Origin of the sequence: Nocardia sp. FBN12 (genome assembly GCF_050320175.1) — a bacterium.
Classification (GTDB): Bacteria; Actinomycetota; Actinomycetes; order Mycobacteriales; family Mycobacteriaceae; genus Nocardia.
The window spans coordinates 1,178,586-1,192,234 of record NZ_CP190048.1; the positions used below are offsets into that span (position 1 = coordinate 1,178,586).

Sequence of the window (13,649 nt, forward strand, 5' to 3'; positions counted from 1 at the left end):
GATGACCATGACGCACTTGCTCTTTCGTGACATCGATATCATCGACGGCACCGGCGCCCCACGAACCCGCGGCGACGTCGTGGTCCGCGACGGCCGCATCACCGAGATCGCACCTCCAGGCACCGTCGAGTCCGACGCGAGAGTCGTTGCGGTGCAACCGGGGTCGGTCCTCACGCCCGGGTTCATCGACATGCACGCGCACTCCGACCTCTACCTGCTCACCCACCCCGACCATTTCCCGAAGATCACCCAGGGTGTCACCACCGAGGTGATCGGCCAGGACGGCCTGTCCTACGCACCCATCGACGACGCCGCCCTCGCGGTGGTGCGCAAGCAGATCGCGGGCTGGAACGGCAACCCGGCCGACTTCGACTTCAGCTGGCGCACCGTCGCGCAATACCTTGACCGCCTCGACCAGGGCATCACGCCCAATGCCGCCTACCTGGTACCGCAGGGCACCCTGCGCATGCTCGTCGTCGGCAGCGAGCAGCGGGTGGCCACCGCCGCCGAGATCGACCGGATGTGCGCGCTGCTGTCGGAGGGGTTCGAACAGGGCGCCGTCGGCATGTCGAGCGGTCTCACCTACACGCCCGGAATGTACGCCGACACCGGCGAACTCGCCGCGCTGTGCGCCGTGGTCGCGTCCTATGGCGGCTTCTACGCACCGCACACCCGCTCCTATGGTGCAGGCGCGCTCGAGGCCTACGCGGAGATGATCGGTCTGGCGAAGGCCACCGGGTGCGCACTGCACCTGACCCACGCCACCATGAACTTCGGCGTGAACCGCGGCCGCGCACCCGAATTCCTCGCGATGATCGCCCAGGCCCGGACCGACGGTTGCGACATCACCCTCGACACCTACCCGTACCTACCCGGCTCGACCACCCTGTCCGCGCTGCTGCCCAGTTGGGCGATGTCGGGCGGTCCCGACGCCGCACTGGCCCGCCTCGACGATCCGGCCGAGCGCGCCAGGATCACCGAAGATGTCGACGTCAACGGGTCCGACGGCTGCCACGGCGTCACCGTCGAATGGGAGACCATCCAGATCAGCGGGGTCGGCGACGACGCGCTGTCGGACACGGTGGGCCGCACGGTGGCCGAGCTCGCCGCCGAACGCGGCATCGCCCCGGCGGAAGTGTTCTTCGACCTGCTGCGCCGCGATCAGCTCGCCACCACGATCCTGCAGCACGTCGGCCACGAGGAGAACGTGCGCGCCATCATGGTCGACCCCGGCCACATGGGCGGCAGCGACGGTCTGCTCGTGGGCGCCCGACCGCACCCGCGTGCCTGGGGCACCTTCCCGCGCTACCTCGCGCGCTATGTCCGGGAGCTGGGCGTTCTCGAACTGGAGGACTGCGTGCACCACCTCACCGGCCGTCCGGCCGCCCGGCTGCGACTGGCCGAACGTGGCCTGATCCGGCCCGGCTACGCCGCCGACCTCGTCGTCTTCGATCCGACGACGATCCACGACACGGCAACATTCGACCACCCCCAACAGCAGGCCCGTGGCATCCAGCACGTGCTGGTCAACGGCGAATTCGCGCTGGAGGACGGCACCGCGACCGGAGCGCGCGCCGGTCGCGCCCTGCGCTTGGACACCACGAAGGAGCAAACCCGATGAACCCGATGCTCAGCTCGTCGTCGGAGGCCATGGACGTGATTCGCGCGGACCGCGCCCTCACGGTGGTCCGCGCCCCCGCGATCCCCGACCCGGCCGCGCTGGCCTCGGCGCTCGCGGGCGCCGGTCTGCGGGCGGTCGAACTGACCTTCACCACCCTCGGTGTGCTCGACGCGATCAGCAAGGCGACCGCTGCCACCGATGCTGTGATCGGCGTCGGCACCGTCACCACCCGCGAGCAGGCCGAAGCCGCCATCGAGGTCGGCGCCCGGTTCCTGGTGACACCCGCGCTGCGCCCAGAGGTCGCCGAAGTCGCTGCGGCACACAGTGTTCCGGTGATCATGGGCGCCTTCACCCCGTCGGAAGTCCTCGCCGCGGCGGAGATGGGGGCCGCGGCGGTCAAGATCTTCCCGGCGCGCGCGCTCGGCCCGCAGTACTTCAAGGATCTGCTCGGGCCGTTCCCGCACATGTTCCTGATCCCCTCCGGCGGCGTGAATTCGCACAACGCCCGCGATTTTCTCCGAGCGGGCGCGATCGCCGTCACCGCGGGCACCGAAGTGGTCGCCCCGACCGACGTCGAGGCCGCGCGCTGGTCCCACATCGGCTCCAAAGCCGCGCACTTCGTCCATTCGCTTGATTGAGAGGTTTTCCATGGGCGCCACCATCGACTGGTTGCGCACCACCACCCCCGGGTTGCTGGTGCTGTGCGGTCTCGCGATCGCTGTACTACTCATCGCCATTATCAAGGTCAAACTGGAGCCGTTCGTCGCGCTGCTGCTGACCGGGCTTCTCTTGGCGCTGGCCGCCGGGCTGCCGATCGCCCAGATCGTGGGCACACCGCTGAAAGCCGGTGAGTCACTACTGGAAACAGGATTCGGTGGCATCCTCGGCCATATCGCGGTGATCATCGGCTTGGGCACCGTACTCGGCGCCATCCTCGAAAGATCCGGTGGCGCCGACGTTCTCACCGACAAGTTGCTGAAGATGTTCGGCGAGAAGGGCGCTCCCGTCGCGATGGGCCTGCTCGGTCTCATCTTCGGCATCCCGGTGTTCTTCGACATCGGCATCTTCGTGCTCGCGCCGCTGATCTATGTCGCCGCCAAGCGCGGTGGGCGTTCGCTGGTGCTCTATGCGATGCCGATGCTGGCCGGTCTGTCGATGACGCACGCGTTCCTGCCGCCGCACCCCGGTCCCGTCGCGCTCGGTGGCCTGCTCGGGGTGAGCCTCGGTTGGTTGATCGTGATGGGATTCGTCTGCGGCATACCGGGTTTCATCGCCGCGGGCATCGTCTGGGGCAGCTATATCGGTAAGCGCGTGATGGTTTCGGTGCCCGAGGAGTTCGTGCCGCTGGAACCGGAACCCTCCGACGATTCCGGCGATCCCGACGGCTCCGGTGCGACCGCCGTGCTCACCAAGTCGCCGCCCTCGGTGGCCTTGATCGGGGCGATCATCGCGATTCCGCTGGTGCTGATCCTCGGCGCCACCTTCGGTTACCAACTCCTCGACAAGGATTCGGCGCTGCTGCAGGTGCTCACCTTCTTCGGCACCCCCGCGGTCGCGTTGCTCATCACCGTGCTCGTCGCGTTCTATCTGCTCGGGATCCGGCGCGGTTCGACCGTGCAGGAACTGAGCACCATCACCGCCGAATCGCTCAAGCCGGTCGGCATGGTGCTGCTGGTGGTCGGCGCGGGCGCCTTCTTCGGCAAGGTCATCTCGGCCACCGGCATCGGCTCGGCACTGGCCGACACGATGTCGGCGGCGGGTCTGCCGATCATCGTGCTGGCGTACCTGATCAGCTGCGGACTGCGCATCGCGCAGGGTTCGGCGACGGTCGCCATCGTCACCACCGGCGGCATCGTCGCCCCGTTGGTCGCCGAGCAGGGCTACTCGCAGATGTCGATCGCGTTGATCGCCATGGCGATCGCGGCGGGCTCGATCATTCTCAGCCACGTCAACGACGGCGGTTTCTGGATCATCGCGAAGTACTTCAACATGACGGTGAAGCAGACGCTGCAAACCTGGACGGTGCTCGAAACCATCCTGTCGGTGGTGAGTTTCGCGGTCGCGGCCTTGCTGTTCTCGATCGTCTGACGACGGTCTTACCGCGCCGGGCTGTCCCCACGGGACAGTCCGGCTTCGTATGCCAGGATCGCGGCCTGCACCCGGTTGTCCACCTGGAGCCGCCGCAGGATCGCGCTCACGTGGAATTTCACCGTCGCCTCGGCGAGGAACAGCGCGCGGCCGATGTCGGCGTTCGACAGCCCACGCCCGAGCAGAGCGAGCACGTCTCGTTCACGGTCGGTCAGCGTCTCGACGCGACGACGCGCCGCGGCGACGGTGGGCGCGGCGTGACCGGAGCGGGCGATGACCTTCTGCGCGATGCGCGGGGACAGGTAGGCCGCGCCGCCCGCCACGGCCCGGATGCCGAGGAGAAGTTCGCGAGGGTCGGCGGCCTTGAGCAGGAAACCGTCGACGCCGTGCGTCATGGCGGCGTCGACGTAGTCGTCCTCGTCGAAGGTGGTCAGCAGGACCACCTTCGTCGCGGGCAGGGTGGTACGTAGTTCTGCGGCGGCGCCCAGTCCGTCCGATCGTGGCATCCGGATGTCGAGCAGCGCGATATCGGGACGGTGGTGGCGGGCCAGCTCGACGGCCTCGCGCCCGTCGCCTGCCTCGGCGATCACGTCGATCTCCGGGTCGGTCGCCAGGATGGCCTTGACTCCGGCGCGGATCAACGGTTCGTCATCGGCGAGCAGCACCCGGATCGTCATCGGCTTCTCTCGTTTCGGTCGAGTGGGATCTGGGCGCGGACGACGAAACGGCCGTTCTCGGCGTTCGCGTGCAGGGTGCCGTCCAACAGGCGAACTCGGTCACGAAGGCCCGTGAGGCCGTTGCCGGTTCCCAGCGCAGAGTCTGTTGCCGCGCTCGGCGTGTCGATCCGTGGGTTGTCGATCGTCACGACGACCAGCGTCGGTGTGCGCTCCACGCGGATCGCGACTGCGGCGCCGGGGGCATGGCGCGCGGCATTCGTCAACGACTCGCGCACGATGTAGGACATGGTCCGCTCGATGTGCGCAGGCATCGGCGGTCCATCGAAACCGTGTGTGGTGACGACCATTCCGGCGCTGCGGGCACTGTCGACAACAGTGGTCACGTGCTCGATGTGCGGGTCGATCGGGCCTGCCTGCCGCAGCACCCCGATCGTGCTCCGGAGCCGATCGGTGGCCGTCGCCGCGGCGGCACGGAGCTCGGCGGCCGCTTGCCGGTTCTGCTCGGACAGATCGCCCGCCAGTTCGAGCGCACCGGCCCGCAGTGCGATCAGTGCCAGATCATGGCCGAGGCTGTCATGGATGTCCGCGGCGATCCGGGTGCGTTCGCGCAGTTCGGCCCGCTCGGCGATCAGCCGCTGCTCGTGTTCGAGATGGGTCACGCGCTCGGCGCTCGCCGCCAGCAGTTCGGCCTGCTGGCGCCGGAACCGGCCCGCCGACCACGGCAGCTCACACGCGAGAACGAACGACCCGAGCACACCACTGCCGATCGAGAAATCGACCAGCGTCGACACGACTGCCGGCACCGCCAGCGCGGCGAGCACCGTCCATTCGCGCGGGAACGGCAGCCGTCGTCCGTGCAGATACGCGAGCACGCCGAGCGCCGGATACAGCGCCTGTCGCCACATCGGAAGATCATCGAGGAACAGTCCGTTGATCTGCGCTGCTGCCGCGAGCAGCACCAACGCGACCCCGTTCCTCATTCGCCCGACCTTACCGATCGCAGCTGATACAGCCGAGCCACCGCGGTGACCAGCCCGGCCACCGCGGCGACGCCTGCCGCGATCGGAAGCGGCGCGTAGTAGCTCAGTTGCGCCCAGGTGACCGTTCGCCCGCTCATGATGATCGAGATGACCACGGGGAAACCGGCGAACAGCAGGACCGGAGCCAGTGCGGGCAATAGCCGTGCACCGGTCGACCAGATCGATGTCGCCAGCCTGGCGCGCGCCCACCGTCGCGCCCGGACCGCGCCGAGTACACCGAGCCCGAGCGCGGCCACCGCGGTCGCCGCGAGCGCGAACTCGGTCCACAGTCGGGTGTGCCCGGGCACTGCGGGCGTCTCGCCACGGCTCATCGCGGCCAGGCCGAGCATGATCGGGTAGGTGTCCTCGGCGAGTCCGGCGCTGTTGGTCATCACCGCGAAGCCGTATCCGGTGTCCGGGTCGATCGCCTGCGCGGCGTTGTAGGTGAAGAGGTTTCCGGAATGGACGAGAAGATCGCCTTCTTCCTCTGTGCCCCAACCCATTCCGTACCGGTGCAGAACCGGCGTGTGCATCGTGGTCAGGCTCTGCGCGGTGACGAGTCGCGGGCCGTTGCCGGTGTTGCTGATCAGCCAGCGGCCCATATCCGCTGCCGTCGTGATGACCGAGCCCGCTCCGCCACCTTCGAATCCGACGAGATCCGGCCGTGAAATCCACTGCCCGAACAGTGAATTGAATCCGTCAGGCGGTGCGGGGAGGTCGGCGTCGGTGCCGCTGGCGGTCATGCCGAGCGGGCCGAAGACGCGCTCGCGCAGAAAGCCGCCGAAGCTGCGACCGCTCGCCACTTCCACCAGTCGTGCCGCGATGTCGTAGTTGACATTGCAGTAGGCCCACCGGCTGCCCGGCTCGGCCCCCAGTTCGCCGGTGCGCAAGGTCGCGACGTAATCGGTCAGTGACCCCGCCGCGTCGGCGGCGCCGATGTCCACCGTCCGATCCGACAGTCCCGAGGTCTGATTCAGCAGGTGCCGCACGGTGATCCGCTCCGCCCGCGCGTCGGCCATCCGGAACTCGGGCAACTGCTCGACCACCGGCGCGTCCAGCGCGAGCCGCCCGTCGTCGACCAGCATCATCACCGCGGTCGCGGTGATCGACTTGCTCAGCGAAGCGATCCGCATCGGCGAGTCCGCGGTGATCGGCTCCCCGCGCGAATCCCGACCGGCGCCGGTGGCGTGCACGACGGTGTCGCCATGGGTGACCACCACGGAGACTCCCGGCAGCCCGGTCGAATCCATCGCCTCCGCCAGATAGGCGTCGATCGCAGCAGGAGAGAACTCGGGCGGTGCGGGCGCGGCCGCGGCGCTCGATGCAACGACCAGTCCGAGCAGCAGGACGGCCGTGATCAGTACACGATGCATAGCCGAAACGTTAGAAACGATGCGCCGGGATCGAATCCGACGAACGGCGACCATCCGCCTAGACGAAAGTCGGGAAATGCCGGGCGAGATCGACCGGTCGGCGTCGATCACTCGAGGAGCGCGCGCGTCAGCCGGGCGAGCGCTTCGCGGGGGTCCTTGCCGTCTTCCGCGCCGGTCAGCCGGTGTACGACCGCGCCGTCGAGATAGTCGACCAGGATGCCGGTATCGGTCGCGGCCATACCGACAGCAGCGGCCATCTCGGCTGCCCACGCCCGCAGCCGCTGGTGCCCGCGACGCAGTGACTCGGAGAGCGCGGGCATCGTCTGCGACTCGCCGAACAGGGCCAGGCGTGCCTGCGTGCGGATGCGGTCGGTCGTTGTCGCATGGGTGAGGAACAGGGCGAGGCCATCGATGAGGTGCTCGACGGTAGCGGGGCCGAGTGCGCGGTTCAGTGTCTCCCAATCGGCGCGATCGCGGTGTTCGAGCCGTTCGGCGACACCGCAGAGCAGCGCCTCGCGAGTACGGAAATAGTTCGACGTCGAACCCGGCGGCAGATCGGCGGACCGGTCGACCGCGCGGTGAGTCAGCGCACGCGACCCGCCGGTGCCCAGCACCTCGATAGCGGCGTCGAGGACCTGTTCGCGTTTGGTAGGCACGTTCCGATACTACGCCCGTAGTGCTAGACACTACAGTCGTAGTAGGCTCAGGTGGTACCGGAAACGAGGGAGTGTGCGATGTCTACAGCAATCGTCGTCGGTGGCGGAATCGGCGGAATGGCCGCGGCGCTCGCGCTGGTCGGACGGGGCTGGTCGGTTCAGGTGCTCGAGCGCGTTCCGGAGGTCACCGAGGTCGGTTCGGGGATCTCCCTGTGGTCCAATGCCTTACGCGCACTGGATGCCCTCGGCGTCGGCGACGCGGTCCGTGGGCAGGGCATGGCCGAGATATCGGCCGGAATTCGGGACGACCGCGGGCGCTGGATCTCCCGCACGGACGTGACGACGCTCCGTGAGCGGTTCGGCGCTCCGGTCGTGATCCACCGTGCGCGGCTGTTGGACATCCTGCGCGCGGCGCTTCCCGAGGGTGTTATCCGCACCGGTGTGGCGGTGCGCGAGGTGACCGTCGACGGGGCGGTGGTGCACGACGCGGGTACTTCCACCGCCGATCTCATTGTCGGAGCCGACGGAATTCGCAGTGTCGTCCGACGTGCGGTCTGCGGCGAAGTCGCACCGCGCTACGCCGGCTATACCGCCTGGCGCATGGTGGTCGACAGCGAAAAGCAGCTCACCGACTTCGGCGAAACCTGGGGTCGCGGTGCCCGTTTCGGCATCGCCCCGCTCGTCGATGGTCGCGTCTACTGCTTCGCCGTCTACGACGCCCCGGAGAACACCGACGGCGAATTCGCCGAAGTCCGCGATCTCTTCGGGAACTGGCATCAGCCGATCCCCGACCTTCTCGCCGCCACGGACCCGAACGCGGTGCTGCACAACGATATCTACGACCTACCCGCCCTGCCCACCTTCACCGCGGGCCGCATCGCCCTGCTCGGCGACGCCGCCCACGCGATGACACCGAACCTCGGCCAGGGTGGCTGCCAAGCACTAGAAGACGCCGTAGTCCTCGGCCGGCTGGCAGCCGAACCCGGCGGACTCGCCCGATACGACCGAGAGCGCCGCCCTCGCACCCAGATGATCACCGAACGTTCCGCCCGGATCGGCACCGTCGCCCAATTGTCCGCCCGGCCGCTGGTTGCTCTCCGCAACACGGCATTGCGCCTTACCCCCACCTCGATCCAGCTCCGTTCCATGGCGGAGATCCTCGACGGGACCTGTTGAGACGAGGTCCGGCGTTCCTGCACGGCCGCGAAGCCCGGCGATCAGCTGTCGCGGTGCTGCGAGCGGGGTCTGACCTCCCTCGACCGGGGCGCGTGCGGGTCCTCCTTCCACGCGCACGCCGCCCGATGGTCGTGACTGGGAATGACGCGGACAGCGCCGCGGACCGCGTGCAGGCGGTGGACGGTTCGCCAGGTCTCGGTGCGGTCGTTGTCGGCCAGCATGCCCGGGTAGCCCGACTTCTGCCGCAATTCCTCGACCTGGAGGTTGTGCCAGATCGCGTCGCCCGCGAGCAGGACCGGGCCCCGGTCGGTCCGTAAGAGCAAGCCGACGCTGCCCGGGGTGTGACCGGACAGGTCGACGAGGACCACCGCGCCGTCGCCGAACAGGTCATGGCTGCGGTCGAAGGCGAGAACGGGCGGACCGTCGAGGTCGTAGAAATCGAGCGGTCGTTCACGAACAGCGCGTCGCACGCCGTCGACCGGTGCCCCCGTCCTTCCATCGCCCAGCTGTGCTCGGGCGGGTGCAGCCGCAGAGGCAAGCCGGGGAGATCGAGGAGGCCGGCGATGTGGTCCCAGTGCAGGTGCGTGGGTAGCGCGAAGTCGATCGTGCTCGCGTCGATCCCACTGCGCTGCAACGACTCACGGATGTCGATGACGTCCTCGGGTGGCGTCACGGCGAGCCTCAGGATCCGGGGAGCTCGAGCACCGCCTGGTCGTAGACGTCGACGCAGATGTGCCGAATACCGTGGCACCCTTCGCGGACAAACAAGCCGAGCTACAAGCTCGCGTCGACGATCTCACCCGAACCATCGACTTCCTCGCCCACGTGCTGCGCTGCACCCACCCGATCGTCGACGAGTGCCCGGACTGCGTCGAGTTCAGTCGGCCGGCTCATCCATGAGGCACAGCACGGGGGTTTCGCGTCGATGTGACAGCGGTGACGGCTAGTCGTCCGTCGATCGGTGGTAGCGCGCGAGCATGGCTGCGGCTGTGGCGGTCATGGTCGCGCGGAGTTCGGGTGGGGTGAGGACTTCGACGTGTTCGCCCAGGGGGAGGAGGGCGTGCGCCAGGACTTCGTAGGACTCGGCGGGGATGGTGATGTCGGTCCAGCCGTCGGCGTCGGGTGTTCCCGTGGATGAGAGGGCCTCGCGCACCGCGGCCGGGTCGTTCATCAGGCGCAGCAGACTCAGGTGGGCGGTGGAGATCCGGCAGTGGGCGCTGACTCGCAGCATGGATCGTGCGAATCCCTCGGCTGCGGATTTCCAGTGGTCGGCGAGGTCGAAATCAGTAGGGCGGGTGAAGGATTCGCCGGTGGGTTCGGCTGTGGTGATGCGGCCGGCTCGGTAGGAGCGGATGTCGGAGTGGTCGCGGGCGATCAGATACCAGGTGCCTGCTTTCATCACCAGGCCCAGTGGGTCGAGGGTGCGTTCTACCGCGCGATCGCGGCGGCGGTAGGTGATCGCGAGGCAGCGGTCGTGCCAGAGGGCGTCGGCAACCGTTGCGAGGGTGGGGGTTTCGTCGGGGCGCTGGAACCAGCCGGGCATGTCGATGTGCACGCGTTCGGCGATTCGGGTTGCGCGGCCGCGTAATTCGGGCGGCAGGGCGGCGAGCATCTTCAGCTGGGCGGTGGCCAGGACCGTGCCGAGCCCCAGGTCGGCGGCGGCACCGGGGAGGCCCGCGAGCAGCACGGCGTCGGCTTCGTCGGAGGTGAGGCCGGTGAGGCGGGTTCGATAGCCGTCGATCAACCGCACGCCCCCGCCGCGCCCCGGTTCGCTGTACACCGGAACGCCCGCCTCCGACAGCGCTTCGACGTCGCGGTACACCGTGCGCACCGACACCTCCAGCTCCCGCGCCAGCTGGCTCGCGGTCGCGCCGCCGCCCGCTTGCAACAGGAGCAGCAGCTGCACCAGCCTGCTCGCTCGCATATCCTCGAGACTAGCCGCAAAACCTGACACAAGATGGCAAGGTTGCGTCGTACCGTACGAGATATGACCACGTGGAGCCAGTTCACCGAAGAAGCACCGAGCATCGCGGCCTTGTTCCAGCGCAGGCACCAGGCCACCGGCAACCTGTGCATGCTCGGCACCCTGCGCGCTGATGGATCACCACGCATCAGCCCGATCGAACCGATGATCTTCGACGGCATGCTCGTCCTGGCCGGCATGCCGAACACCCGAAAATTCGACGACCTCGCCCGCGACCCGCGCTTCTGCCTGCACACCGCCACCGTCGACACCATGGTCTCCGAGGGCGACGCCAAACTCTTCGGCACCGTCACCGACCTGCAGGACGAAGCCGTCCATGCCCGCTTCGCCCAAAAGCTGTTCGACGACAGCGGTTTCGATATCCGCGGCCAGAAATTCGACCACTTCTACGTCGCCGATCTCACCGGCGCCTCCACCGTCGAAACGAACGACGACCGCCTCGACATCACTGTTTGGAAACCCGGCGCCGGCGAAACTGTCGTCCGCAAGGAGTGAGTCACCTGGTCGACCAGGCCATCAGGTACGGATTTCTCTCTCGGTCGCCAACCCTCGGCCTCGCTCCGGAAGGCCTCCGATAGAGCTGTTCGACAGCCGCATCCGCGGCGCCGTGTCCTTGATAATGACTGTCCGGTCAGTCATAATCGGACCGTGCCGAAAAGAATAGATGTCAGTGCCCGGCGGACCGAAATCCTGGATGCCGCCGTTCGGGTCTTCGCGCGGAAAGGTTTCGCCGCATCCCGTATCGAGGATGTCGCGGCCGAGGCCGGTGTCGCGAAAGGCAGTGTTTACCTTGCGGTCAGCAGCAGGGAGGAGCTGCTGACCGCGGCGTTCGACCAGTACCGTGCTCGCGCGCGGGAACAGCTCGCGCTTCCCGCGACCGGTTCGGCGCTGGATCGACTGGCCGAGCTGATCCGGGCGACGGTCGCGATGCTGGCGGCGCAGCCCGACCACGCGCGCGTGCTGCTCGATGTGTGGGCCGCCCGCACTCCGATAGATATGGGCGCCGTGTACGCGGAGTACCGCGCGGCGATCGCCGACCTGCTGCGTGAGGCGGGCACCGACGGGCAGCTACGGGCGGGAATCGGACCGGGGCACGCGGCGGTGATCGTGGGGGCGATCGAAGGCTGCCTGGTGCAGTGGCTCGCCGACGATCAGGTCCGGCTCGCCGACCTGGCCGAACCCATCGTGGCCGTGTGCGTGGAAGGCATCCGGCGATGACGATCACCGACCGTCTGATCGCCCCGAACGCGACGAGAAGCGAAGCCGCCCTGTGCTATTCGGCGGCGGTCATCGGCGCGGTGACCGCCGGTCTGCTCGCCAGGGGCTCGTCCGTATTGATGATCGTCGTGGTCGCACTGGTCGGCTTCGACCTGTTCGGTGGCGCGGTCGTGAACGCGACCGCATCGGCGAAACGCTGGTTCCATCGGCCCGGCCGCCATGCCCGCCATCACCTCACGTTCGTGGCGGTCCACGTCCAGCCGTTCCTGCTGGCACTGGTGGTGCCCGGGTTCGGTGGGTGGACGGCGGCCGCGATCTATGGGCTCGTCGTCGCGGCTGCCGTGGTGGTGACCTCGGCGCCGAATCACCTCCGCACTCCGATCGCCTTCGCTGCCACCGTCTTCGGGACCGCGATCACCACCGCCGTGCTCGCGGTTCCGACGTTCTTGCTCTGGTTCGGACCCGTCCTGCTGATCAAACTTCTCCTTGCCCATCTCCTGCCGGAACCGGGCACCGTCGACGACCGCGTGCCGCTGCCGCCGACGTGACAGCTCGCCCGCGCGTTTCGGGGATCAGGTGTGCCGCTGTGCCACGATGACCTGCATGGATCTGCTCGCTTCCGAGGGTGCCGGCGATGCGTCGCCGATCGTCTCGCTGTTCTGGATCGCCCTCATCGCGGTGGTCGCGCCGCTGCTGTCGCGGCTGGTGCGCGGGTATCTGCCGGATGTGGTGATCCTGCTGGTGGCCGGGGCGGTGGTCGGGCCGCATGTGCTCGGGTGGGCGAGCAGCGCGGGAGGGGTCGACCTGGTCAGCGAGCTGGGACTGGGGATGCTGTTCCTGCTGGCGGGCTACGAGCTCGATCCGCGATTGCTGCGCGGCCGATCGGGGCGGACGGCGTGGGTGGTGTGGATCGTGTGCCTGCTGTTCGCTTTCGTGATCGTCATGGTGGCGACGGAGACGTCCAACGGCACACGCGTCGCGGTCGCCATCGCGTTGACCTCCACCGCGCTCGGCACCCTGCTGCCGATCCTGAAGCAGGCGGGGATCGTCGACTCACCACTGGGCCGGGCGGTGATGACGCACGGCGCGGTGGGCGAGCTGGGGCCGATTGTGGCGATGTCGGTGCTGCTCACCAGTCGTGACGCGGGCAGCGCGGTGGTGATCGTCTTGATGTTCGTGGTGGCGGCCGTGGTCGTGGGGTTCGTGCCGGTGCGGATGTTCGATCGCATGCCTGATCTGGGCGCCGGGCTGGCGAGGCTGGGTGGCGGTACCTCGCAATTGCCGGTGCGCGGAGCGGTGCTGCTGCTTCTGGTGCTGATGGTGCTCGCCGAGGTCTTCGATCTGGATGTGGTGCTCGGCGCGTTCGCCGCGGGCATGATCCTGCGGCGGCTCATCGCGGCGGGACACCCGGATGTGGACTCGTCGCTCGAGGCCATCGGGTACGGGTTGCTGATCCCGGTGTTCTTCGTGGTGTCGGGGATGGGAATCGACGTGGCGGCGGTCGGGCGCAATCCGGCGCTGTGGTTGTGGTTCGTGGTCACCATCGCCGTCGCGCGCGGATTGCCGGTCTGGTTGAGCGAGCGTTTCGTGCCGCGCGGGGACAATCTGCCGACCGAACGCGAGCGCGTCGAATTGGCGCTCTATGCCGCGACGGGCCTGCCGATCATCGTCGCGGTGACGCAGGTGGCCACCCAGACCGGCCTGCTGACCGCCGATGTCGCCTCGATCCTGGTGGCGGCGGGCGCGACGACCGTCCTGGTGTTTCCGCTGGTCGCGCGTCTGATCGGGGCGTCGGAGGCGAAGTCGGTCACACCCGCTCATGAATGAGCTTGCATAG

Annotated in this window: 15 protein-coding genes and 1 pseudogene; 9 read left to right on the forward strand and 7 right to left on the reverse strand. The window is 68.2% G+C overall.

Annotated elements, in window-relative coordinates:
* Window positions 1-7: 7 nt before the first annotated feature.
* From ACQHI0_RS05895 to ACQHI0_RS05905, 3 genes are read left to right on the forward strand one after another with little or no spacing between them, the layout of a single operon-like run.
* The gene (locus ACQHI0_RS05895; protein ID WP_427906904.1) at window positions 8-1,621 is read left to right on the forward strand and encodes an N-acyl-D-amino-acid deacylase family protein; all 1,614 of its coding nucleotides are present in this window, start codon (window positions 8-10) and stop codon (window positions 1,619-1,621) included.
* A complete protein-coding gene (locus ACQHI0_RS05900) occupies window positions 1,618-2,259 on the forward strand; it encodes a bifunctional 4-hydroxy-2-oxoglutarate aldolase/2-dehydro-3-deoxy-phosphogluconate aldolase (RefSeq protein WP_427906905.1) in 642 nt (213 codons plus the stop codon). The genes ACQHI0_RS05895 and ACQHI0_RS05900 overlap by 4 nt, the downstream gene beginning before the upstream one ends.
* A gap of 10 nt (window positions 2,260-2,269) precedes the next feature.
* Window positions 2,270-3,709, forward strand: coding sequence for a GntP family permease (locus ACQHI0_RS05905; protein WP_427906906.1), 1,440 nt, complete (start codon window positions 2,270-2,272; stop codon window positions 3,707-3,709).
* Window positions 3,710-3,717: 8 nt separating this feature from the next.
* Here the strand turns inward: ACQHI0_RS05905 and ACQHI0_RS05910 are convergent, their stop codons facing one another.
* The 4 genes from ACQHI0_RS05910 to ACQHI0_RS05925 form a co-directional block, all read right to left on the reverse strand.
* Window positions 3,718-4,386 carry a response regulator gene (locus tag ACQHI0_RS05910; RefSeq protein ID WP_427906907.1) on the reverse strand — a complete coding sequence of 223 codons (669 nt, stop codon included), beginning with the start codon at window positions 4,384-4,386 and terminating at the stop codon, window positions 3,718-3,720.
* The gene (locus ACQHI0_RS05915; protein WP_427906908.1) at window positions 4,383-5,366 is read right to left on the reverse strand and encodes a sensor histidine kinase; all 984 of its coding nucleotides are present in this window, start codon (window positions 5,364-5,366) and stop codon (window positions 4,383-4,385) included. Before ACQHI0_RS05915 ends, ACQHI0_RS05910 begins: the two co-directional genes overlap by 4 nt.
* Entirely contained in the window at window positions 5,363-6,778 is a 1,416-nt protein-coding gene (locus ACQHI0_RS05920; protein ID WP_427906909.1) for a serine hydrolase domain-containing protein, read from the reverse strand. Before ACQHI0_RS05920 ends, ACQHI0_RS05915 begins: the two co-directional genes overlap by 4 nt.
* Window positions 6,779-6,885: 107 nt before the next feature.
* The gene (locus ACQHI0_RS05925) at window positions 6,886-7,434 is read right to left on the reverse strand and encodes a TetR/AcrR family transcriptional regulator (protein ID WP_427906910.1); all 549 of its coding nucleotides are present in this window, start codon (window positions 7,432-7,434) and stop codon (window positions 6,886-6,888) included.
* A 78-nt stretch (window positions 7,435-7,512) separates the two neighbouring features.
* On the opposite strand from ACQHI0_RS05925, the gene ACQHI0_RS05930 reads away from it, so the two are divergent.
* A complete protein-coding gene (locus ACQHI0_RS05930) occupies window positions 7,513-8,610 on the forward strand; it encodes an FAD-dependent monooxygenase (RefSeq protein ID WP_427906911.1) in 1,098 nt (365 codons plus the stop codon).
* 41 nt (window positions 8,611-8,651) lie between these two features.
* Here the strand turns inward: ACQHI0_RS05930 and ACQHI0_RS05935 are convergent, their stop codons facing one another.
* Together ACQHI0_RS05935 and ACQHI0_RS05940 are read right to left on the reverse strand one after the other, a co-directional pair.
* Window positions 8,652-9,080 (reverse strand): hypothetical protein, encoded by a 429-nt coding sequence (locus tag ACQHI0_RS05935; RefSeq protein ID WP_427909397.1) that lies wholly within the window; start codon window positions 9,078-9,080, stop codon window positions 8,652-8,654.
* Between the two features lie 122 nt (window positions 9,081-9,202).
* Window positions 9,203-9,361 (reverse strand): annotated as a pseudogene (locus tag ACQHI0_RS05940) (hypothetical protein); the annotation flags it as partial.
* On the opposite strand from ACQHI0_RS05940, the gene ACQHI0_RS05945 reads away from it, so the two are divergent.
* Window positions 9,355-9,510 (forward strand): hypothetical protein, encoded by a 156-nt coding sequence (locus ACQHI0_RS05945; protein WP_427906912.1) that lies wholly within the window; start codon window positions 9,355-9,357, stop codon window positions 9,508-9,510. The pseudogene ACQHI0_RS05940 and the gene ACQHI0_RS05945 overlap by 7 nt on opposite strands.
* 43 nt (window positions 9,511-9,553) lie before the next feature.
* Here ACQHI0_RS05945 and ACQHI0_RS05950 read toward each other — a convergent pair whose 3' ends face one another.
* Window positions 9,554-10,534, reverse strand: a complete 981-nt coding sequence (locus tag ACQHI0_RS05950; RefSeq protein WP_427906913.1) for a helix-turn-helix transcriptional regulator — start codon at window positions 10,532-10,534, stop codon at window positions 9,554-9,556.
* 63 nt (window positions 10,535-10,597) lie between these two features.
* Here ACQHI0_RS05950 and ACQHI0_RS05955 point away from each other — a divergent pair, with 63 nt between their 5' ends.
* From ACQHI0_RS05955 to ACQHI0_RS05970, 4 genes are all read left to right on the forward strand, one after another.
* Window positions 10,598-11,089, forward strand: a complete 492-nt coding sequence (locus tag ACQHI0_RS05955) for a pyridoxamine 5'-phosphate oxidase family protein (RefSeq protein ID WP_427906914.1) — start codon at window positions 10,598-10,600, stop codon at window positions 11,087-11,089.
* A gap of 153 nt (window positions 11,090-11,242) precedes the next feature.
* On the forward strand, window positions 11,243-11,812 hold the full coding sequence (locus tag ACQHI0_RS05960) for a TetR/AcrR family transcriptional regulator (protein WP_427906915.1): 570 nt from the start codon (window positions 11,243-11,245) through the stop codon (window positions 11,810-11,812).
* Complete coding sequence (locus ACQHI0_RS05965; RefSeq protein WP_427906916.1) at window positions 11,809-12,360, forward strand: hypothetical protein; 552 nt, start codon at window positions 11,809-11,811, stop codon at window positions 12,358-12,360. Before ACQHI0_RS05960 ends, ACQHI0_RS05965 begins: the two co-directional genes overlap by 4 nt.
* Window positions 12,361-12,415: 55 nt before the next feature.
* Complete coding sequence (locus ACQHI0_RS05970) at window positions 12,416-13,639, forward strand: cation:proton antiporter (protein WP_427906917.1); 1,224 nt, start codon at window positions 12,416-12,418, stop codon at window positions 13,637-13,639.
* The last annotated feature ends 10 nt before the right edge of the window (window positions 13,640-13,649 follow it).

Excerpts from the sequence above, each read along its gene's own strand:
- ACQHI0_RS05895 (WP_427906904.1), top strand. The coding sequence starts at position 8 with ATGACGCACTTGCTCTTTCGTGACATCGATATCATCGACGGCACCGGC.
- ACQHI0_RS05965 (WP_427906916.1), top strand. The coding sequence starts at position 11,809 with ATGACGATCACCGACCGTCTGATCGCCCCGAACGCGACGAGAAGCGAA.
- ACQHI0_RS05900 (WP_427906905.1), top strand. The coding sequence starts at position 1,618 with ATGAACCCGATGCTCAGCTCGTCGTCGGAGGCCATGGACGTGATTCGC.
- ACQHI0_RS05910 (WP_427906907.1), bottom strand. The coding sequence starts at position 4,386 with ATGACGATCCGGGTGCTGCTCGCCGATGACGAACCGTTGATCCGCGCC.
- ACQHI0_RS05970 (WP_427906917.1), top strand. The coding sequence starts at position 12,416 with ATGGATCTGCTCGCTTCCGAGGGTGCCGGCGATGCGTCGCCGATCGTC.
- ACQHI0_RS05930 (WP_427906911.1), top strand. The coding sequence starts at position 7,513 with ATGTCTACAGCAATCGTCGTCGGTGGCGGAATCGGCGGAATGGCCGCG.
- ACQHI0_RS05915 (WP_427906908.1), bottom strand. The coding sequence starts at position 5,366 with ATGAGGAACGGGGTCGCGTTGGTGCTGCTCGCGGCAGCAGCGCAGATC.
- ACQHI0_RS05920 (WP_427906909.1), bottom strand. The coding sequence starts at position 6,778 with ATGCATCGTGTACTGATCACGGCCGTCCTGCTGCTCGGACTGGTCGTT.
- ACQHI0_RS05955 (WP_427906914.1), top strand. The coding sequence starts at position 10,598 with ATGACCACGTGGAGCCAGTTCACCGAAGAAGCACCGAGCATCGCGGCC.
- ACQHI0_RS05905 (WP_427906906.1), top strand. The coding sequence starts at position 2,270 with ATGGGCGCCACCATCGACTGGTTGCGCACCACCACCCCCGGGTTGCTG.
- ACQHI0_RS05950 (WP_427906913.1), bottom strand. The coding sequence starts at position 10,534 with ATGCGAGCGAGCAGGCTGGTGCAGCTGCTGCTCCTGTTGCAAGCGGGC.